Annotated in this window: 15 protein-coding genes and 1 pseudogene; 12 read left to right on the top strand and 4 right to left on the bottom strand. The window is 67.5% G+C overall.

Annotation, left to right across the window (positions count from 1 at the left end; all coding sequences use genetic code 11):
- The first annotated feature begins 11 nt into the window (after positions 1-11).
- From D2T30_RS09985 to D2T30_RS10000, 4 genes are all read left to right on the top strand, one after another.
- Entirely contained in the window at positions 12-1,259 is a 1,248-nt protein-coding gene (locus tag D2T30_RS09985) for a sigma-54-dependent transcriptional regulator (protein WP_128208752.1), read from the top strand.
- Complete coding sequence (locus D2T30_RS09990; RefSeq protein WP_128208753.1) at positions 1,252-3,183, top strand: sensor histidine kinase; 1,932 nt, start codon at positions 1,252-1,254, stop codon at positions 3,181-3,183. The genes D2T30_RS09985 and D2T30_RS09990 overlap by 8 nt, the downstream gene beginning before the upstream one ends.
- 152 nt (positions 3,184-3,335) lie before the next feature.
- Positions 3,336-4,382, top strand: a complete 1,047-nt coding sequence (locus tag D2T30_RS09995; RefSeq protein ID WP_128208754.1) for a tartrate dehydrogenase — start codon at positions 3,336-3,338, stop codon at positions 4,380-4,382.
- The gene (locus D2T30_RS10000) at positions 4,383-5,819 is read left to right on the top strand and encodes an NAD-dependent succinate-semialdehyde dehydrogenase (protein WP_128208755.1); all 1,437 of its coding nucleotides are present in this window, start codon (positions 4,383-4,385) and stop codon (positions 5,817-5,819) included.
- A 214-nt stretch (positions 5,820-6,033) separates the two neighbouring features.
- Here the strand turns inward: D2T30_RS10000 and D2T30_RS10005 are convergent, their stop codons facing one another.
- Positions 6,034-6,960: a 2-hydroxyacid dehydrogenase gene (locus D2T30_RS10005; RefSeq protein WP_128208756.1), complete on the bottom strand. Its 927-nt coding sequence runs from the start codon at positions 6,958-6,960 to the stop codon at positions 6,034-6,036.
- Between the two features lie 464 nt (positions 6,961-7,424).
- On the opposite strand from D2T30_RS10005, the gene D2T30_RS10010 reads away from it, so the two are divergent.
- Positions 7,425-8,348, top strand: a complete 924-nt coding sequence (locus D2T30_RS10010; protein ID WP_128208757.1) for a LamG domain-containing protein — start codon at positions 7,425-7,427, stop codon at positions 8,346-8,348.
- On the opposite strand, the gene D2T30_RS10015 is transcribed toward D2T30_RS10010, so the two are convergent.
- The 3 genes from D2T30_RS10015 to D2T30_RS23060 are packed head-to-tail and all read right to left on the bottom strand — an operon-like array spanning position 8,339 to position 11,179.
- Entirely contained in the window at positions 8,339-9,793 is a 1,455-nt protein-coding gene (locus D2T30_RS10015; protein ID WP_128208758.1) for a lipopolysaccharide biosynthesis protein, read from the bottom strand. The genes D2T30_RS10010 and D2T30_RS10015 overlap by 10 nt on opposite strands.
- Before the next feature lies 1 nt (position 9,794).
- Positions 9,795-11,009 (bottom strand): glycosyltransferase family 4 protein, encoded by a 1,215-nt coding sequence (locus D2T30_RS10020; RefSeq protein ID WP_128208759.1) that lies wholly within the window; start codon positions 11,007-11,009, stop codon positions 9,795-9,797.
- A complete protein-coding gene (locus D2T30_RS23060) occupies positions 11,006-11,179 on the bottom strand; it encodes a hypothetical protein (RefSeq protein ID WP_164884274.1) in 174 nt (57 codons plus the stop codon). Before D2T30_RS23060 ends, D2T30_RS10020 begins: the two co-directional genes overlap by 4 nt.
- Before the next feature lie 276 nt (positions 11,180-11,455).
- Between D2T30_RS23060 and D2T30_RS10025 the strand changes: the two genes are divergently transcribed.
- The 7 genes and pseudogenes from D2T30_RS10025 to D2T30_RS10055 all read left to right on the top strand — a co-directional run bounded on the left by D2T30_RS10025 (position 11,456) and on the right by D2T30_RS10055 (position 19,133).
- Positions 11,456-12,505, top strand: a complete 1,050-nt coding sequence (locus tag D2T30_RS10025) for a glycosyltransferase family 2 protein (RefSeq protein ID WP_128208760.1) — start codon at positions 11,456-11,458, stop codon at positions 12,503-12,505.
- A 130-nt stretch (positions 12,506-12,635) separates the two neighbouring features.
- A pseudogene (locus D2T30_RS10030) lies at positions 12,636-12,993 on the top strand (type III glutamate--ammonia ligase); the annotation flags it as partial.
- 121 nt (positions 12,994-13,114) lie between these two features.
- Positions 13,115-14,314, top strand: a complete 1,200-nt coding sequence (locus D2T30_RS10035) for an MFS transporter (RefSeq protein WP_128187543.1) — start codon at positions 13,115-13,117, stop codon at positions 14,312-14,314.
- Between the two features lie 125 nt (positions 14,315-14,439).
- Entirely contained in the window at positions 14,440-15,822 is a 1,383-nt protein-coding gene (locus D2T30_RS10040) for a bifunctional enoyl-CoA hydratase/phosphate acetyltransferase (protein ID WP_128208779.1), read from the top strand.
- A gap of 11 nt (positions 15,823-15,833) precedes the next feature.
- The gene (locus tag D2T30_RS10045) at positions 15,834-17,045 is read left to right on the top strand and encodes an acetate/propionate family kinase (protein ID WP_128187541.1); all 1,212 of its coding nucleotides are present in this window, start codon (positions 15,834-15,836) and stop codon (positions 17,043-17,045) included.
- A 243-nt stretch (positions 17,046-17,288) separates the two neighbouring features.
- The gene (locus D2T30_RS10050) at positions 17,289-18,842 is read left to right on the top strand and encodes an ATP-dependent DNA helicase (protein WP_128208761.1); all 1,554 of its coding nucleotides are present in this window, start codon (positions 17,289-17,291) and stop codon (positions 18,840-18,842) included.
- Between the two features lie 54 nt (positions 18,843-18,896).
- The gene (locus tag D2T30_RS10055) at positions 18,897-19,133 is read left to right on the top strand and encodes an Lrp/AsnC ligand binding domain-containing protein (RefSeq protein WP_128187537.1); all 237 of its coding nucleotides are present in this window, start codon (positions 18,897-18,899) and stop codon (positions 19,131-19,133) included.
- Positions 19,134-19,434: the final 301 nt, after the last annotated feature.

Genomic DNA, 19,434 nt, shown 5'->3' on the forward strand with positions numbered 1-19,434 from the left:
GGAGATCCAAGATGACCCATCCGGTAGATGCCGCGGCCCTGCCGCAGCGCGCCTCGGCCTACGGCACCCGGCTGGCCAGCATATCCGTCTTGATCGTGGATGACGAACCGGGAATGCGGCATTTCATCGCCCGCATCCTTGGGCCCCAATGCAAGCGGCTGGAACTGGCCGCCTCGATCGCCGAGGCCGAGGATTGGCTCGCCTGCGCGCAGTTTGACGTGATCGTGCTCGACAACATCCTTGGGGCGGAACGCGGGCTTGACTGGCTCGCGCGGCAGCGGGGGCGGGGGTTCCTGCCGCCCGTGGTGCTGATCTCGGCCTTCGCCGATCTGGAAACGGCGATCGAGGCGATGCAGGCCGGTGCGGTGGACATGCTGCTCAAGCCCTTCCGCTCGAACCAGTTGCTGAACGCCGTCGCGCGCTCGGCCGAACATATGCGGCTGGAAAACGAAAACCACGTGCTGCGGCACAAGCTGCGCAGTTCCGCCGAAAGCAGCCTGACCTCGGACCGTCTCACCGGCAACTCCCCGGCGATCGAGGCGATCCGCGCCGCCATCGCCCGGGTGGCGCCGCTGCCGTCGTCCGTGTTGCTGACCGGGGCCTCGGGCACCGGCAAGGAGGTCGCGGCGCGGATGATCCACGACCTGTCGCCCCGCGCGCAGCACCATTTCGTGCCGGTCAACTGCGCCGCGATGAGCGCCGAGATGGTCGAGGCGGAGCTCTTCGGCCATGTCGAGGGCGCCTTCGCCGGTGCCACCAACCGGCGCGAGGGGCTGTTCCTGCATGCGCAGGACGGCACCCTGTTCCTCGATGAAGTCTCGGGCCTGCCGCTGTCGACGCAGGCCAAGCTCCTGCGGGTGATCGAGGATCACCGCGTCCGTCCCGTGGGTGCGGAACGGGAAATCCCCGTCGATCTGCGCCTGATCTTCGCCACCAACACCGACCTTGAGGCCGAGGTCGCCGCCGGGCGCTTCCGCGCCGATCTGTTCTACCGGATCAACATCGTCCATCTGCACATGCCGCCCCTGCGGGAGCGCGGCGACGATGTGGTGGCGCTGGCCGGTTTCTTCATGGAACGGCTGTCGCGCCAGCTGGGCATGCCCGCGCTGGACATCACCCCCCGGATCGAGGCGGCCCTGCGCCGCCGCGACTGGCCCGGCAATGTGCGCGAATTGCGCAACCTGATCGAGCGGGCGCTGATCCTCGGGACCTTTCCGCCCGACCTGACGCAGCCCGACCTGACGGGGCCTGATGACTGACGGGCGCGCGCCGCTCTGGCAGCGGGATACCTCGGTCCGGTTCCGGCTGCTGGTGATCGCGCTCCTGCCGATCCTCGTGCTGATGCCGGTGCTGATCGGGGTGACGATGCAGCGCTGGATCGCGCGCACCGACCAGATCCTGCTGACCCGGGTGACCAGTGATCTTGTCGTCGCGCATCAGTATCTTGCGCATCTGATCGACAGCACCGGGCAGAACGTCGCCGTCTTCGGCGAGACCGCCGAGATGCCCGAGGGCGCGGCCCGCGCCGGCTGGCTGGAGGAAAACCGCGAAAGGCTGGGGCTCGATTTCCTCTGGCTCGACGATGGGGCGAACAGCCCGGCCAGCAGCGGGATCGAGGTGCTGGGTCCCGACGAACTGGCCGCGCTGTCGCCGGCACTCGCGGAACGGGCGAAGATCGCGCTCGACCCGCCCACGGGGGTGGAACGGCGCGGGCTCGTCATCCTCGCCTCCAGCCCCTTGCGCGGCGGGGGCGGCCGGATCGTGGGCGGCATCCTCTTGAACCACAACGCGGATTTCATCGACGGGATCAGCGCGCTGGTCTATCCGGTCAGCGATCCGGGCGTCGCGCGGCGGGTCGACGGGCCGCTCGATCACGGCGTCATCTCGCTTTTCCTCGACGATATCCGCATCTCCACCACCGCGCGGGCGGCGAACGGGGCGCGGGCCATCGGCACCCGCGCCGCGCCCCCGGTGCGCGAAAGGGTGCTGGTCGAGGGGGAGACATGGAACGACACCGCCTTTGTCGTGAACGACTGGTATCTGTCGGCCTACGAGCCGATCCGCGACAGCCGGGGAAACCGGGTGGGCATGCTTTACGCCGGCATCCCCGAGGCCCCTTACCGGCAGGCGCGCCGGATCACATGGACGATCATCATCGGCGTCTTCACCGCGCTGACGCTGGTGTCGGTGCCGCTGTTCCTGCATTGGGCGCGCGGCATCTTTCGCCCGCTGGAGGCGATGGGCCGCACCATCGGCCATGTCGATGCGGGCGACATGGGGGCGCGCACGGGCGCGGTGCAGGGGGCCGAGGAAATCACCCGGCTGTCGCAGCACCTTGACCAGTTGCTCGACCGTCTGCAGGCGCGCGAACGCGACCTGCGCGAGCTGAACGCCGATCTGAACACCCGGGTGGAGGAACGCACCGCCGATCTGACCCGCAGCAATCTGGCGCTTGAGGCCGCGTCGCGCCAGCTTGTCCTGTCGGAAAAGCTTGCCACCATCGGCGAGGTCACGGCCGGCGTCGCGCATGAGATCAACAACCCGCTGGCGGTCATGCAGGGCAACCTCGAAATCCTGCGGATGATCGTGGCCGAGGCGGGCGGCGATGCGACGGTCGAGCTGACCCTGATCGACGAACAGATCCGCCGCATCTCGGCACTGGTCGGGCAGCTTCTGCAATTCGCCCGGCCCGAGGAATTCGCCGATGGCCGCGCCGCCAGCACCGATCCGCAGGCCGCCGTCGCGGGGATCCGGCCGCTGATCCGGCATCTGCTGGACCGCAGCGGGGTGACGCTGGAAACCGATCTGCACAGCGGACGGGTGCTGCGGATCAACCGGCACGAGCTTCAGCAGATCCTTGTCAACCTGACGGTCAACGCGATTCAGGCGATGCCTTCGGGCGGGGTGATCCGCATCGCCTGCCGCGATGAAGCCGCGCCGGACGGGCGCCCCGGGGTCCTGTTCACCGTCAGCGACACCGGCGCCGGGATGGATGCGGCAACGCTGTCGCGCATCTTCGATCCGTTCTTCACCACGCGGGGCAGCGCGGGGACGGGGCTTGGCCTGCCCATCTGTCAGGCCATCGTCGCCCGGCAGGAAGGGCAGATCCGCGCCGAAAGCACATTGGGCGAGGGCACGCGGTTCTTCATCTGGCTGCCCGCCGCCGACGCGCCCGCAAGCTGATCGCCTCCCGGCCCGCGAAAACGGCCCGGCACATTCCATGCCGCGCGGCTTCCCGCCTGCGGCATCAAATTGTGTATCCCGCCCGCAAACCGTGTCCCCTATACCGGGATGCGCGGCTATCATGCCTGCGGCAAATGCGGAAAGGCACTTTCATGAACAGCTATTCGATCGCGCTCATCCCCGGCGACGGGATCGGCGTCGACGTGACCGATGCGGCGATGCGGGTCGCGGATGCGGCGGCGGCGAAATTCGGCTTCGCGCTGGACAGGACCGGCTTCCCCTGGTCGTGCGACTTCTACCTGAAGACCGGCGCCATGATGCCCGAGGACGGGATCGAACAACTCCGCCCCTTCGACGCGATCTTCCTGGGTGCGGTGGGCTGGCCCAGGGCGGTGCCCGACAACGTTTCGCTGCATGGGCTTCTGCTGCCGATCCGCAAGGCCTTTCGCCAATATGCCAACATCCGCCCGCACCGCCTGCTGAAGGGTGTCGAGGGGCCGCTGCGCACGCAGGGCTTCGACATTCTCTGCATCCGCGAGAATACCGAGGGCGAATATTCCGGCGCGGGCGGCCGCGTCCACGAAGGCACGCCGATCGAGGTCGCGGTCGAAACCTCGATCTTCACCCGGGCCGGGGTGGAACGCATCCTGCGCTTTGGCTTCGAGATGGCGCGGTCGCGGCGGGGCAAGCTGACCTCGGTCACCAAATCCAACGCGCAGAAATATTCGATGGTGTTCTGGGACGAGGTGACGGACGAACTGGCCGCCGAATACCCGGATGTCGAGGTGACGCATACCCATATCGACGCGATGGCGGCGAAGATGGTGATGGCGCCCGAAAGCCTTGACGTGATCGTCGCCTCGAACCTGTTCGGCGATATCCTGACGGATCTGGGCGCGGCGATTCAGGGGGGCTTGGGCTTCGCGGCTTCGGCCAATATCTGCCCGGATCGTTCTGCGCCGTCGATGTTCGAGCCGGTGCACGGCTCCGCCCCCGATATCGCGGGCAAGAACATCGCCAATCCGATCGCGGCGATCTGGTCGGCGGCGATGATGCTCGACCATCTGGGCGAGGCGGAGGCCGCCGCCGCGATCCTGACGGCGATCGAGGCCGCGACCGCGCAGGGCATCGGCATCCGCCCCGGCAGCCATTCCACCGAAACGATCACGACCGCGGTTCTGGCCGCGCTGGAGGCATAAGTGAAGCTCGCCGATCCCGCCCTGTTCACCCAATCCGCCCTGATCGGCGGGCAATGGATCGACCGCGCGGATATGCCCGTGACCAATCCCGCGACGGGCGAGGTCATGGGCCACATGCCCGACTGCACCGGGGCCGAGGCCGAGGCCGCCATCGCCGCCGCCGAGGCCGCGCTGTCCGCCTGGCGTGCCCGCACCCATGCCGACCGCGCCGATCTGTTGATGAAATGGTTCGACCTGATGGTCGCGCACGAATCCGACCTCGCCGCGATCCTGACCGAGGAACAGGGCAAGCCGCTGTCCGAGGCCCTGGGCGAAATCCGCTACGGCGCCAGCTTCGTCAAATGGTTCGCCGAGGAGGCGCGGCGGATCTATGGCCGCACCATCCCCTCGCCCACGGGCGATCGGCGCATCCTGACGATGAAACAGGGGGGCGGCGTCTGCGCGATCATCACGCCATGGAACTTCCCCAATGCGATGATTACCCGCAAGGTCGCGCCCGCGCTGGCGGCGGGCTGCACGGTGGTCATCAAGCCCTCGGACTTCACCCCCTATTCGGCGCTGGCGCTTGGCGTGCTGGCCGAACGGGCGGGGATACCGGCGGGGGTGATCAACATCCTGACCGGCCGGCCCGAGGTGATCGGCGCGGTGCTGACCGGCTCGCCCGTGGTGCGCAAGCTGTCCTTCACCGGCTCGACCCGCGTCGGCGCGCTGCTGATGGGGCAATGCGCGCCGACGGTCAAGCGGCTGTCGCTGGAGCTGGGCGGCAACGCGCCCTTCATCGTCTTCGACGACGCCGATCTGGATCTGGCGGTCGAGGGGGCGATGGTGTCGAAGTTCCGCAACGGCGGGCAGACCTGCGTCTGCGCCAACCGGATTCTGGTGCAGGCGGGGGTGCATGACGCCTTCGTCGAAAAGCTCGCGGCCCGCGTCGCGGCGCTGAAGGTCGGCCCCGGCACCGCGCCCGGCACCGACATCGGCCCGATGATCAACGAGGCCGCGCTGACCAAGATCCGCCGCCATGTCGGGGATGCGCTGGCCAAGGGCGCGAAACGGGCGACGCCCGCGCGCGATCTGGCCCCGCAATATGCCGATCCGGTGGTGCTGACCGGCGCGACGACCGGGATGCAGCTGGCGAACGAGGAAACCTTCGGCCCCGTCGCCCCGATCTTCCGCTTTGAAACCGAGGAGGAGGCCATCGCCATCGCCAACGGCACCCCCTTCGGGCTGGCCGCCTATTTCTACACCCGCGATCTCGCGCGCGGCTTCCGCGTGGGTGAGGCGCTGGAATTCGGCCTGATCGGGCTGAACAGCGGCGGCGTCTCGACCGAGGTGGCGCCCTTCGGCGGCGTCAAGCTGTCGGGCCTCGGCCGCGAGGGCGGTGCGGAGGGGATCGAGGAATATCTGGAAACCAAGGCGCTGCATATCGGCGGCCTGTAAGCCCGGACCCGCCGGGGTTCCTTTCATACCGCGAGCCAGCCCACGGGCTTTGGGCCTGCCACGAAGGCCTGTCCAAAACCCGGGCGCGCGGACAGATGGAGACCGCAAGAAAGGGGGCGCCGCCCCCTCTTGCCCGTGCCGGGCAATTCACCCCCGGGATATTTAAGGAAAGATGAAAGGCAGAAAGCCCGCAACGCCGGCGCGGGCGTCTGGCCTAGTACCCGCGCCCGCTTTCCACAAGACCGGGCAGGGGGCGGCCTTCCCGGTGGGCGCGGAGGACGGTGATGGTATGACGCGCCATCACCTCGGGCCGGGTCTGGCAGGCGATATGCGGCGTGACGATGACGCGCGGATGATGCCAGAGCGGATCGCCGGGCGGCAGGGGTTCTGGGTTCGTCACGTCGAGGATCGCCCCCGACAGCCGCCCCGAATCGAGCGCCGCGCGCAGCGCCTGCGGGTCGAGCTGCGCCCCGCGTCCGGCATGGACCAGCGCCGCGCCCTCGGGCAGTTTCGCGAACAGATCGGCGTTCAGGATGCCGCGCGTCTCCGCCGTCAGCGGCAGCAGGCAGACGAGGATATCGCTTTCGCGCAGGATCGCGTCCAGCCCTTCGGCCCCGGAATGGCAGCGGACACCCGCGATCTCGCGCGGGCTGCGGCTCCAGCCCGAAAGCCGGAAGCCGAAGCCCGCCAGCGCCGCCAGCGCCGCCTGTCCGAGCTGGCCGAGGCCGAGCACGCCGACCCGCCGTTCCGACGCAAGTTTCACCGGCAGGGCGCGCCAGACCTCATCCCGTTGCTGGCCAAGATATTCGGGCAGGTTCCGATGCGCGGCCAGCACCCCCATGCAGACGTAATCGCGCATCATCGCGGCCAGATCCTCATCCACCAGCCGCACGAGTTGCACCCCCGGCGGGAAGCTCCGCAGGTCGAACTGGTCCACCCCCGCGCCGAGCGAGAAGATCACCTCGACATTCGGATAGCGGGTGAACAGGTCGGCGGGGGCGGTCCAGGTCATCAGGTAGCGCACCTCGGGGCCTGCCACGCTGTCGGCGCCGATCCGCACCGGGATGTCGGGGAAGGCGGTGCGGAGGATATCGGCGAAGATCGTGCCGCGGGTCGCATCGGAATTGAACAGAAGGGTCATCGGGCCTCGGGCGTTGCGGCGCGGAGGTTCCGCGCGGGGAAGGGCGGGGGCGGCCCCGTCCGGTATCGTTGATGAAAGCCTAACGGGGGACCGGCGGCAAGATCTGCCATTCCCGCACGGGCGATCGGGACAATCCTCTGCGCGGGCGGGGGAAACGGATTCGGCCACGCCCGCAGGGGGCGGTGCCCCCTTTCTGCCTGTCCGCCGCGCCGCGGCTCCGGGGTCAGAACCGGCCTCACAACGCCGCATGCGGGGCCGCGCATGCCGCGATGCGGCAAACCGCTGGAAGGGGTGCCTGCGCTCTCGACCGCGGGGCGATTCTCGCACATACTCCCGGCCTGACGAGACTGCCTTCCGTTCGGGAATGTTGCCCGATCCGGAACATGACAGCCCGCGCGACCGGGTTCTTTGACGAGTATGCCGGCGCGGCCCCATCGTCCGCCGGGTTTTCAGGAGGTTGCCAGATGGTCACACTGTCCCGTCGGGGGCTTATTGCGGCTGCGACCGCGACGCTTGCCACACCCGCACTTGTCCGCACCGCATGGGCCGCGGCGCCGCCCGCCGATCCCGTCGCGGGCCGGAGCCTTGTCTTCGAGGACAGCTTCACGCGGATCGACCGCTCGATCTGGGATGCGGGGCCGAAGGCGGGGACGGCCGACCCGGGCCATTACGGGCGCGCGGCCTTTGCCCGCTTCGGCGGGGAGGAACGCTTCGACCCCTATGCGATCGTCGACGATCCGCTGACCGAAAACGGCAAGGCGCTGCAGATTTCCGCCCGCTATATCGGGCGCGAGATGAACATCCCGAACTACTGGGGCAATTCCGAGCCCGAGGCGCAATGGGTGGGCGGCAATCTCCAGACCGCCAAATCCGACGGCACGGTGATGCGCAGCTGGCGGCGCGGCTATTTCGAGGCGCGGATGATCTTTCCCGCGCATCCGCTGACCTGGCCGGCGTTCTGGCTGCTGAACGACCGGGTGATCTTGCAACCGGAAACGGCGGTCGAGTTGGACATCGTGGAACACAAGGGCTTCGAGCCGAAGCTTTACGGCACCAATGTCCATGAATGGGGCCCGCCCGAGGACAATCACGCGGGCACCGGCGTCTGGACGACCGAGGATCTGACGCAAAGCTACAATCTTTACGGAATGCTGGTCGAGGGCGACTATTGCGCGACCTATTTCAACCGGCGCCCCGTCATCGACATGAACACCGGCCAGCCCGCGGTATGGACGCTGATGCGCTCGGGCCAGATGGATGCGGCGGATGACGGGTTCTGGCTGCTTCTCACGCTGGCGCTGCGGGCGGATTATCCCTTTCCCGATCCGCTCCTGCCCGAGCATCATGAAACGCATATGCGGGTCGACAACGTCCGCGTCTATGCCTGAGGCCGGGCCCATCGGTCGGTCAGCGCGAACCGCCCCCGGCCGAGTTCCAGCCGCACGCCAAGGACGAACAGCGCCGCGCCGTAGATCGCCAGACCCGTCGCGGCGGCCAGCAGCAGCTCAAGGATCACCGGCAGGCCCAGATCGTCGAGCGCGGGGCGCAGCAGCGCCACCGCGACGGCCATCAGCCCCGTCGCCAATGCGAGCTTCCACAGGTTGATGATCTGCCTGCGGAACCCCAGACCGACCAGCAGCCGGGCGTAAAGCATGTAGATGCCGAGCATCGCCATCGAAATGGCGACCCGCGCCCAGACGACGCCGTCGACCCCGCTGAGAAAAAGCCCGATGCAGACGAGGGGGATGCGCAGGCCAAGCTCAAAGACGCAGACGCGGAACAGCACCGAGGGGCGGTTCATCGCCACGCAGAGCGACGAAAGCGTCTGGAAATACGCTCCGGGCAGCACCGCCAGCACCAGAAGGCTGAGAAGCGGCCCCGCCTCTTCCCAGCCGGGGCCGAGCAGCAGCGCTACGATCAGATCCGCCGTCAGCGCGATGCCGACCCCGGTCGGCAGGGCCGCGAACATGGCGAAGCGCGCGGCCTTGAGGAAGGCCGTCCGCATCCGGTCCGGCTGATCGTTGATCGTGGCGAAAGCGGCCATCACCGGCTGCATCGCCGGGCCGATCAGGCTTTGCGTCGGCATCACGGACAGGTCGCTCGCGATGGCGAATCTGCCAAGCGTCGGGCGGTCCACGAACCGGCCGAGCAGGATGCGGTCGAACTGCCAGTTCAGCGCGCCGACGATCTGCGCCGAGGAAAACCAGCCGGTGAAGCCGGCGAAGTCCTTGAAACGCGCAAAGGAAATCTTCGGGCGATAGGGGGCGATGAAATGCGTGGCAAGCGAGGTGGCGACGGCCGCCGTCACGGTATTCGCCACGATCGCCCAGTAGCCCGCCCCCAGATGGACCAGCGTGATCGCCAGCGCGAAGGCGCAGATCTTGCCGAGGATCTCGGCGGTGAAGGTCTGCCGGAAGCTCATCGCGCGGATGTAGACGATCATCCCCGGGCTCGCCAGCCCGCGCGCGATCGGGCCGAGCGACAGCACCGCCATCAGCGGGATCAGCCGGCTGTCGTCGTAGAAGGCGGCGAAGGGCCAGGCGGCGGCCAGCGTCACCGCGCCGATCATCGCGCCGCGCATCAGCCCCAGCGTGAAGCCGGTATCCAGATGCGACTTGTCAAAGCTGCGCAGACGCAGCAGCGCCTGGGTGACCGGGATTTCCAGCACCGCATCCAGCACGACGATCAGCGTCAGCGCCAGCGTGGTCAGCCCGAAATCCGCTGGCGTCAGCAGCCGGGCAAGGATGAGCAGCGTGAAGAAATCCACGAACCGCCCGAGGAAGCGCGACAGAACCAGCCAGCCCGCGCCGCGCAGCGCCTGAATCGACAGCATGTCAGGCCCCGGCCTCTGCGGGCCGCGGGGCCGCATCCCCGCCACCGGGCGGTGGCGCACAGGCCGCGCGCAGGGTCCGCGCCAGTTCACGATAAAGCACCCGGGTATCGAACCGCGCGCGCACCGTTTCCGCGGCGGCAGCCCCCCATGCCGCGCGATTGTCCCAGGCGTCGAGGATCCCCTGCGCGAGCGCCGCGGGATCGCCCACCGGCACCAGCCTGCCGCTGACCCCGTCCTCCACCAGAATCTCGAAGGCGCGGATGCGCGTCAGCACCGGCGGCGTGCCGCAGCCCATCGCCTCCAGCGCGGCGATGGCGACGGCCTCGTTCTCCGAAGGCATGGCGTAGACGCCGGCGCGGCGCAGCCTGTCGCGCAGCTCTGTCCGCCCGACGAAGCCCAGGAAATTCACCCGTCCGGCCACGCCCGCCGTCTCGGCCCGGCGTTGCAGCATGGCCAGGTCCGGCCCGGTGCCGAGGATGTCGAGCCGCCAGTCCTCGGGCAGATGGGTCATGGCGTCGATCAGGTCGCTCGTCCGTTTCTGCTTGTTGGTCAGCCGGGCGATGGTCAGCACCGATTTTTCGCGCGGGATCGACGGGTCGGGCGAAAAGACCTGCGTGTCGCAGCCGTTCGGCAGCAGGATCGGATCGCCGCCATGGGCGCGCACGCTGTCGCATTCGTCGGGGGTCTGGCTGTAAATCGCCGCGGCACGGGCAAAGGTCTCGCGCTTGCGCCGGGTCATCGCGCCCCGCGCGCCGCCGCCATGATCCGCCGCCGCGACGGGCAGGTCGAGATGGGTGACCAGATGGTCGAACCGGCCGGTCCAGTATTCCTGCACGTAAATGAGGGCGATCCCGTCCTCGCGCAGCGCCGCCCGCAGCGGCGCCATGAAGGCGCGCGTGTTCAGCACGTCATCGGCATGCAGCGTGACCGGGCTGCGCCGGGCGATCCGCTTGGGCCAGACCCCCTCGAACGGATGATACCAGCGCGCCAGCGGCAGGAACCGCACCGGCACGCCCACATCGGTGTCATACCGGCCCGTTTCATGCAGCGAGGGGATATAGATCAGCGGCTGTATTCCATTCGCCAGCAGCCCCGCCGCGTAATACCAGGACCAGTCGTTCCGGTAATTCGCCAGATAGCTTTCGCGAGTCAGCCCCTGAACGCGGCCGAAATACCCTTCAAACGCGCCGCAGCTCAGCAACAGGGCGACATTCATTGCGATCCCGCCCCGCCGCCGGCCGCGGAATACGGCATTTCACCGCCGGGATTTGCTGAAAAAACGGGCGTTTTTCCCGGCGCGCATTGCCTCGGCAGGAAATCGCCAAGGCCTTTCAGGTCGGTTTTTTCGACTGTGGGTTGATAGATTGGGTGGAGAAAAACATCCATTGCGGGAAACGCCGTCCACGAACTGGTTAAAATGACAGGAATTCGGATCCAGTCTTGTCTGACCCGGGTCTTGCGGACAATGAGCGCGCGACCGACCTTGGACGATATTGCACATTTTCGCCAAAAGAGCCATCATTAACATCGTTCTGGAAGATGACTTCGGATGCTGCGCGCCCCCTCCTCAAACGGGCGCAAAGCGGGAAATTCAGGTGCTTTGTTTGGTGCGCCCCGTCCGGGGTGAGTTCCGTTTCTTGTCATGAGTGAATGGGTATTCCTATGGGTCAAAGAATTTCGACGGGGCCTCCGGCTCCGCCTGCGCTTGCGATCGTCATTCCATGTTATAACTACGAAGCCTTCGTCATCCGCGCCATTCAAAGCGTGCTGTCGCAAGACCGTCAGGATGTCGAGGTGGTCGTCGTGGACGACGGATCCACCGACGGGTCCTGGTCCGCGATCCTCAGCACCGGCGTTCCGGCCTTCCGCATCCCCAATTCCGGCGCCCGCAATGCCTGCCTTTACGGCCTCGACCACACCACCGCGCCTTTCGTGCTGTTTCTGGATGCGGATGACGCGCTCAAGCCCGGCTCGCTGGCGAAGATCATCCCGATGCTGGATGCGCGTGTCGCCAAGCTTCAGTTCGCGCTGACCCGCATCGGGCCGGACGACGAGGTGATCTCGACCGCGGTGCCCGCGCTCGACGATTATCGCGACAGCGAAGAGCTGGCGCGGAACGTGCTGGCCGAGGGCGCCTATCGCAGCCCGCCCACCTCGGGCAACGTCTTCCGCCGCGACCTGTGCGAGATGCTGCGCGAGGCGGACTACGACAAGTTCGTCGATGGCGCGATCGTCTTCGCCGCTCCCTTCCTCGGCGATGTGGTCAGCATTTCCGAGGAACTCGGCTGCTACCGGGTCCACGGCAGCAACGATTCGGGTCTGGGCCGGACGCCCGAGGCGGCGGTTCTGGAGCGCGACATCAGCCGCTTCAGACGGCGCACCGAACATCTGGGCCGGATCCTCGCCCGCCTCGGGCGGGGGCATGAGATGACGCCCCCCGACCAGATGTATTTCCATCTCGAGCGCAGCCTGTATCGGGACATCGCCGTGGGCCGGAGGCCGCCCGCGGCGACCTGCATGCGGCTGGTGCGCCGCGTCTGGCAGCAGCGCGACCTGCGGCTGAAGAACAAGGTCGGCCTCTCCGCCTTCTTCACCCTTGCCGCGATGCTGCCCGGCAGCCGGTCGAAGGCGATGCTGGCCTACCGGCTTCAGACGGGGCGGCGCTCGGCCTTCGGGCTTCTGTCGGCCATCGTCTCCGACCAGCCGCGCTAGTCCTCCGCCCGCCCTCCGTGCAGGGCGGGCACGCGGCAGGTTGCATTTTCCACGCATGCGCAAGCGGACTTGCGAAAGCGAACGCACGGGGAGCCAACGGATGACGAAACACGCCGGCAGCGGGCCCGGATGGACCGGCAACAACCGCACCCATATGGTGCGCGTGCCCGGCCCGGCTGAGTTTGCCGACGGGGCGGTGACCCCCTGTCTGGTTGCGGGCCAACATCATCGCGGTGGGGCTGAAATCCAAAGCCGATCCCGGCCCGCGCGACGACATCGACATTTATGCCGACGGCCACAAGGTCGGGGGCGCGCCGAAGCTGCGGCTGAATCTTCTGGATGCGATTCGCGCCTATGACGCGGATGCGCCGCTGAAGGCCGCTATGGGGGAGGAATTTTCCGCCGCCTGCATCCGGCTGAAGGTGCAGGAACGGAATTCCTTCGTGACCCATTTTTCGCACCGGGAACGGGAAAACACGCTCGATATCTGGGCGTTCCGGGGCGCGCGATGCCGGGGCCCGCATCCGCAGGCCCCGGCGCCCGAAGGCACTATGGACAGCCGTCACGGGTATCGCTAACAGGGCGGAAATCTCGTGCCCCGGGTGATACATGTCCGATCCGAAATCCTTCCGCTTCGCGATTCTGGCGCTGGCCCTCGGGGCCTTCGCGATCGGCACGTCCGAATTCGCGGCGATGGGGCTTTTGCCCTGGTATGCGAGCGACCTTGGCGTCACCGAACCCGAGGCCGGCCATGTGGTCAGCGTCTATGCGCTTGGCGTCGTGGTTGGCGCGCCGATCACCACGATTCTGGGCGCCAGACTGCCGCGGCGGCGCTATCTGGCGGCGCTGATCGCGATCTACGGGGCGATGAACCTGCTGGCGGCGGTGCTGCCGGGATATTCCTCGCTGGTGGGGGCGCGGTTTCTGGCGGGGTTGCCGCATGGCGGGTTTCTGGGGGCGGCGATGCTGTTCGCCGCCGATGCGCTGCCCAAGGAACAGCGCGCCCGCGGCGTGACGCAGGTGATGCTGGGGCTGATGGTGGCGAATATCATCGGGGTGCCGCTGGCGGGGCTGCTGGGGCAGGGGCTGGGCTGGCGGTGGGGCTTTGCGCTGCCGGGCGTGGTCGCGCTGATCGCTGCGGTGGTGATCCTGCGCTTCGCCCCGCGCGGCGTCGCGCCGCCCGATGTGCAGCCGATGCAGGAGCTGCATGCGCTGGTGGATCCGCCGGTGATCCTGATGCTGCTGGTCGGCGCGATCGGCACGGGCGGGGTCTTTTCCGTCTATGCCTTCCTCTCCGCCGCCATGCTGGCGACCACGACGCCGCCCGTCTGGGGCGTGGCGCTGGCGCTGGCGATGTTCGGCGTGGGCGGCACCTTCGGCAGCATCTTTTCCGCGCGGCTGACGATCCGGCTGGGCGTGTTCCGCGCGGCCTTCCTGCTGATGCTGTTCATGGCGGCGACGCAGGGCTTTTCCGCGCTCTGCGTCGGCAATTGGTGGATGATGGTGCTGTCGTCGCTGGCGCTCGGGCTTGGCACGGGGCTGGTGGTGCCGTTGCAGACGCGGCTGATGGATGTCGCGGGGCAGGCGCAGTCGATGGCGGCGGCGATGAACCACGCGGCCTTCAACATGGCCAACGCGCTTGGTCCCTGGCTTGCCGGTATCGCGCTGACGGCGGGGTTCGGCTGGTGGGCCACCGGGGTCGTCGGCATGGCGCTGACGCTGACCGGCATGGCGGTGCTGTTCATCGCCTGGCTGCAATCGCGCGGGCAGGGGATCGACGACCTGCCGGGGGTTCGGACGCTCGACTGAACGGTTTTCGCATCGAAACCGGATGGTTCTGATCTCGATCAAGGCGCCGGTCCGCCGCACGGTCTAACACGATCCGGCGCGATATCAGGGATCGGCATCTGCCGACGCCAGCGGAGTGAATGACCATGCATCTTGTGAACCGCACCTTCGACGAACTGGAGCCCGGACAGACGGCCGAGCTGCGCCGGCTGGTGACGCCGGACGATCTGTATATCTACGCGGCCTCTTCGGGGAACTGTAATCCCGTCCACCTGCCGAACGGCGATCTGGACGGCGACGGCACGCCCGAACAGACCGCGCCGGGGATGTTCCTCGGCTCGCTGATCTCGGCCATTCTGGGCACCAGCCTGCCGGGGCCGGGCACCGTCTACCGCCGGCAGGTGCTGGATTTCCACCATCTCGCCCGCGCGGGCGACGAGGTGGTCTGCCGCGTCGAGGTGCTGAAGAAGCTGCCCGCCGGCCGCATCCTGCTGCGGACCGATATCCGCCATGCCGAAAGCGGCGAACTGCTGGTTTCCGGCGAGGCCGAGGTCGAGGCGCCCACCTTCAAATTCGACCGCGAGGGGGTCGAGGTGCCCGGCCTTCTGGTGCAGAGCCACCGCCATTTCGAGGCGCTGCTGGCCCGTGCGAAACCGCTGCCGGCGATCCCCACCGCGGTCGTGGTGCCGGATGAGCCGAACTCTCTGGGCGGTGCGATCCTTGCCGCGCGCGAAGGCCTGATCGAGCCGATCCTGATCGGCAAGGCCGCGGCGATCTGCAAGGCCGCGTCCGAGATGAACGAGGATATCTCGGCCTATGAACTGATCGACGTGCCCGGCCGCGACATCGAGGCGGCGATCCTTGCCTGCCAGCTTGTCCATCAAGGGCGCGCGGCGGCGGTGATGAAGGGGCATCTGCACACCGACGATCTGCTGAAGCCGATGCTCGACAAGGCGGCGGGGCTGCGTGTCGGGCGCCGCTTCACCCATGTCTTCGTGATGGACGTGCCCGGCCAGCCGGAACCGGTGATGGTGACGGATGCGGCGATCAACATCGCCCCCGATCTGGCGACCAAGGTGGACATCTGCCAGAACGCCATCGACCTTGCGCTGTCCATCGGGATGGAGCCGCGCGTCGGCGTGCTGTCGGCGGTGGAAACGGTGAACCCGGCGATCCAGTCCTCGATCGACGCGGCGCTGCTGTCGAAGATGGCCGATCGCGGCCAGATCAAGGGCGCGCCGGTCGAGGGGCCGCTGGCCATGGACAATGCCGTCGATCTGGCGGCCGCGCGGACCAAGGGGCTGTCGGGTTCGGTCGCGGGTCGGGCGAACATCCTTGTGGTGCCGGGGCTCGATTCGGGTAACATGCTGGCCAAGCAGCTCACCTTCATCAGCCATGCCGAAAGCGCCGGGCTGGTGCTGGGCGCGAAGGTGCCGGTGATCCTGAATTCCCGGTCGGACAGCGCGATGTCGCGGCTTGCCTCCTGCGCGGTGGCGGCGCTGAGCCATGCCAGCAAGGGGGACGAATGATGAGCGCCGACATGATCCCGCAAGAAGATCCCTGGGCCCACAAGGTCTTTCTGACGCTGAACGCCGGGTCCTCGTCGTTCAAGGTGGCGATGTATGGCGCCTATGGCGACGATCCGATCGTCACCGGTCAGGCCGACCGCATCGGGCCGGAGGGAACGCTGAAGCTGAAGGACAGCGAAGGCAAGCCGCTGGCCATTCCGCCGGGCGACCTGACCACGCACAGCGGCGCGCTGGCGACGGCGATCGCGGCGATCCGGGCGCGGTTCCCGAACATGCAGCTTGCCGCCGTCGGCCACCGGGTGGTGCATGGCGGACTGAAATATGCGGCCCCCGTGGTGATCGACGATCAGGTCTTCGCCGATCTCGTGGCGATCTCGTCCTTCGCGCCGCTGCATCAGCCGCACAACATGGCGGGCGTGAAGACGGCGATGGAGGCGTTTCCGGGCGTGCCGCAGGTGGCGTGCTTCGACACGGCCTTTCACCGCGGCCAGCCCTTCGTGAACGATACCTTCGCCATTCCCTTCCGCTATTACGAAGAGGGGGTGCGGCGCTACGGTTTCCACGGGCTGAGCTATGAATATGTCACCGGCGAGCTGGAACGGATCGCGCCGCATCTGATGGCGGGGCGCGTGGTGGTGGCGCATCTGGGCAATGGCGCGTCCATGTGCGCGATCTACAAGGGGCGGTCGGTCGCCTCCTCGATGGGGTTTTCCGTGCTCGACGGGTTGCCGATGGGCACCCGCTGCGGCCAGATCGACCCGGGCGTGCTGCTGTATATGCTCGAAAAGGAAAAGCTTTCCACCGACGAGATCCGCCAGATCCTGTATAACGAATCCGGGCTGCTGGGTCTGTCGGGCGGGATGTCGAACGACATGCGCACGCTCGAGGCCGCCGACAACGCCGCCTCGCACCGGGCGATCGACTATTTCGTCTTCCGCGTGCAGCGCGAGCTTGGCGGGATGACGGCGGTCATGGGCGGGATCGACGCGCTGGTCTTCTGCGGCGGCATCGGGGAAAATTCGCGCGTCGTGCGGCGGCGGGTCTGCGAACGGCTCGGCTGGATGGGGATCGAGATCGACCACGGCAAGAATGCCGAAAGCGCGACGATCATTTCCTCGGAATTCGCCCGCACCACGGTGATGATCGTGCCGACGCATGAGGATCTGGTCATCGCCCGCGCCGCGCGCAAGGCGGCCGGGGTGCCGGAGAAGGCGGCCGCCTGAGCGGGCTGTTTGTGGAGAGGGTGCGAGGGGGCCAGCCCCCTCGCGCGTTCCGCATTCGGCGGGGCATCCTTCCACTGGAAGGCTGCCTGATCCGCCTCATCCCCCGGGATATTTATGGAAGAATGATGGGAAGAGGGCGGAGTTGCGGGGGGCCGGTGCGCGCGAGAGGGAGGATCGCTTGCGGGCGCACAAAACGCCGCGCCGGGCCTTTCCGCGCCTTTCGCCGCCCTGTAGACTGATCCCATGACCGCATCCCCGACGCCTCCCGCAATCCAGTTTTCCGACGATCAGGCCGAGGCATGGGATGCCGTGGCCGGCGCGCTCGAAGCGGCGGGTGTCGATATCCTCGACGGGTCGCTGACGCCGGAGGGCGGGGAGCGGCGCGTGCTGTCGGTGATCGGCAAGGCCGGCTCGGGCAAGACCATGCTGCTGTCGCGGCTTTACCGGGCGTTGCTCGAAGCCGGGGTCGAGATCGTTTCCGGCGATTTCGAGGGCCGCAAGAAGAAGGAGCGCCGGACGCTCGCGATCCTTGCGCCGACGAACAAGGCGGCCTCGGTGCTGCGCTCGCGCGGCGTGCCGGCGACGACGATCCACCGCATTCTCTACACCCCGGTCTACGATCCCGAATATGAGCGCATCGCCGAATGGCTGGCGGGGCAGGGCGACCGGCCGAAGCCCGACCTTCTGGGCGACATGGGCCTGACGGAAGAGGTGCTGGACCGCGCCAAGGCGTTCTATGACCTGCACAAGTCCATTCCCGGGGCGCTTGCCTCGGCCGGGCTGCGGGGGTCCGATTTCATTCAGGGCTGGAAGCGGCGCGAGGATCCCCTGGACATCGGCTTTGTCGATGAGGCCTCGATGCTCGACGAACGGCAGTTCGACGACCTGCGCGAGATCTTTTCGACGCTGGTGCTGTTCGGTGATCCGGCGCAGCTTGCCCCCGTCAACCAGTCGGGCGAGATGAGCTTTGAGCGTCTGCCCGAGGAGAGCAAGCATATCCTGCACCGCATTCACCGGCAGGCGGAGGACAACCCGATCCTCGACCTCGCCCATGCGTTGGCGGACGAAAGCCTGACCTTCGAGGCGTTCGAGCGGATGGTGGAAAGGATGGCCGCCGCTGATCCGCGCATCGTCTGGGCCGAGCGGGTGGAAAGCGACCTGATGGCGCGGTCCCCGGTGCTGGTGTGGCGCAACGCGACGCGGATCCGGCTGATACAGGCGTTCCGCGCCGCGCATGGCGCGCCGGCGGACGCGCTTTTGCCCGGTGAGCCGCTGATCTGCGACGGGATCGAGCTGCCCTTGAAGCACCGCAAGAAGCGCATAGACCTTGAGGCGCGCGGGCTTATCAAGGGGGCGCAGGTGATCTACCTCGGCCCCGGCAAGAAGCCCGGCTTCGCGCGCATCCACGTGATGGGGGCGGAAGACCCGCGCCTCTCCGCCGCCTCGATCATCAAGATCGAGCTGCCGGATGAAGAAGAGCCCTTCATCCCCTCCGCCGCGCGGATGGGCGCGGCCTTCCTGCATGGTGCCGCCGTGACGATCCACAAGGCGCAGGGCAGCCAGTGGCGCGATGTGCAGGTCTTCGCCCCCGACCTTTACGCCGCCGCCCGCGCCGGCCGGACCGAGGCGGGGATCCCGCTGTGGAAGCGCCTCGCCTATGTCGCCATCACGCGGGCCGAAAACCGGCTGTTGTGGGTGACGCGGGCGCGGCTCGCGCGGCCCTCGGCGCCGCTGTCGATCGACGATCTGCCCGCCGGCCCCGCCGCCTTGCGGCTTGAGGCCGAGGTGGAGAGCTGAGCCCTTTCCCTTTCCCGGCGCGCGCCCTATCGTGTCCCCAGACAGGAGGCCCCCATGCGCTGTGTATTCGTCCAGTTCCGCTGCATTCCCGGCAAGACCTACGAGGTTGCCGACGCGATCTATGAACGCGAGGTGGTGAGCGAGCTTTATTCCACCTCGGGCGAGTTCGACCTGATCGCCAAGATCTACATCCCCGAGGATGCCGATCCCGGTCATTTCCTGAACGAGAAGCTGTTCGACATTCCGGGCATCAGCCGCACCCTGACGACGATGACCTTCAAGGCGTTCTGAGCCGGGGCGGCGTCTCGGGCAGGACGGGCGGCGGGGAGCCGTTGCGGCGGCGTATCCGATGAAATGGGCCATCGCTGCGTCGCCGCAGTCCCGGATCGCCTCTTCCGGTATCGGGAGAGTTCTTTATTTTTAAATAAAACAATGTTTTGAAAGCTTATCCTGATGTTTTGGATAAGCAATTCCCGCTGTTGCATGGCAAGGTTTCCCCGGCCATGCATCTCGCGGAGGTCAGGGTCGTTGCGGTCATTTCCGCCATATTGACCTGAATCATGTCGCTTTCGGCGAATCCCGCGCAGACTGA

The organism is Paenirhodobacter populi (genome assembly GCF_004022215.1).
In the GTDB taxonomy this organism is placed as follows: Bacteria; Pseudomonadota; Alphaproteobacteria; order Rhodobacterales; family Rhodobacteraceae; genus Rhodobacter; species Rhodobacter populi.

Bases quoted from the DNA above. Each gene is read 5' to 3' on its own strand.
- D2T30_RS09985 (WP_128208752.1), top strand. From the start codon at position 12: ATGACCCATCCGGTAGATGCCGCGGCCCTGCCGCAGCGCGCCTCGGCC.
- D2T30_RS09990 (WP_128208753.1), top strand. From the start codon at position 1,252: ATGACTGACGGGCGCGCGCCGCTCTGGCAGCGGGATACCTCGGTCCGG.
- D2T30_RS09995 (WP_128208754.1), top strand. From the start codon at position 3,336: ATGAACAGCTATTCGATCGCGCTCATCCCCGGCGACGGGATCGGCGTC.
- D2T30_RS10005 (WP_128208756.1), bottom strand. From the start codon at position 6,960: ATGACCCTTCTGTTCAATTCCGATGCGACCCGCGGCACGATCTTCGCC.
- D2T30_RS10010 (WP_128208757.1), top strand. From the start codon at position 7,425: ATGGTCACACTGTCCCGTCGGGGGCTTATTGCGGCTGCGACCGCGACG.
- D2T30_RS10015 (WP_128208758.1), bottom strand. From the start codon at position 9,793: ATGCTGTCGATTCAGGCGCTGCGCGGCGCGGGCTGGCTGGTTCTGTCG.
- D2T30_RS10020 (WP_128208759.1), bottom strand. From the start codon at position 11,009: ATGAATGTCGCCCTGTTGCTGAGCTGCGGCGCGTTTGAAGGGTATTTC.
- D2T30_RS23060 (WP_164884274.1), bottom strand. From the start codon at position 11,179: ATGGATGTTTTTCTCCACCCAATCTATCAACCCACAGTCGAAAAAACC.
- D2T30_RS10025 (WP_128208760.1), top strand. From the start codon at position 11,456: ATGGGTCAAAGAATTTCGACGGGGCCTCCGGCTCCGCCTGCGCTTGCG.
- D2T30_RS10035 (WP_128187543.1), top strand. From the start codon at position 13,115: ATGTCCGATCCGAAATCCTTCCGCTTCGCGATTCTGGCGCTGGCCCTC.
- D2T30_RS10040 (WP_128208779.1), top strand. From the start codon at position 14,440: ATGCATCTTGTGAACCGCACCTTCGACGAACTGGAGCCCGGACAGACG.
- D2T30_RS10045 (WP_128187541.1), top strand. From the start codon at position 15,834: ATGATCCCGCAAGAAGATCCCTGGGCCCACAAGGTCTTTCTGACGCTG.
- D2T30_RS10050 (WP_128208761.1), top strand. From the start codon at position 17,289: ATGACCGCATCCCCGACGCCTCCCGCAATCCAGTTTTCCGACGATCAG.
- D2T30_RS10055 (WP_128187537.1), top strand. From the start codon at position 18,897: ATGCGCTGTGTATTCGTCCAGTTCCGCTGCATTCCCGGCAAGACCTAC.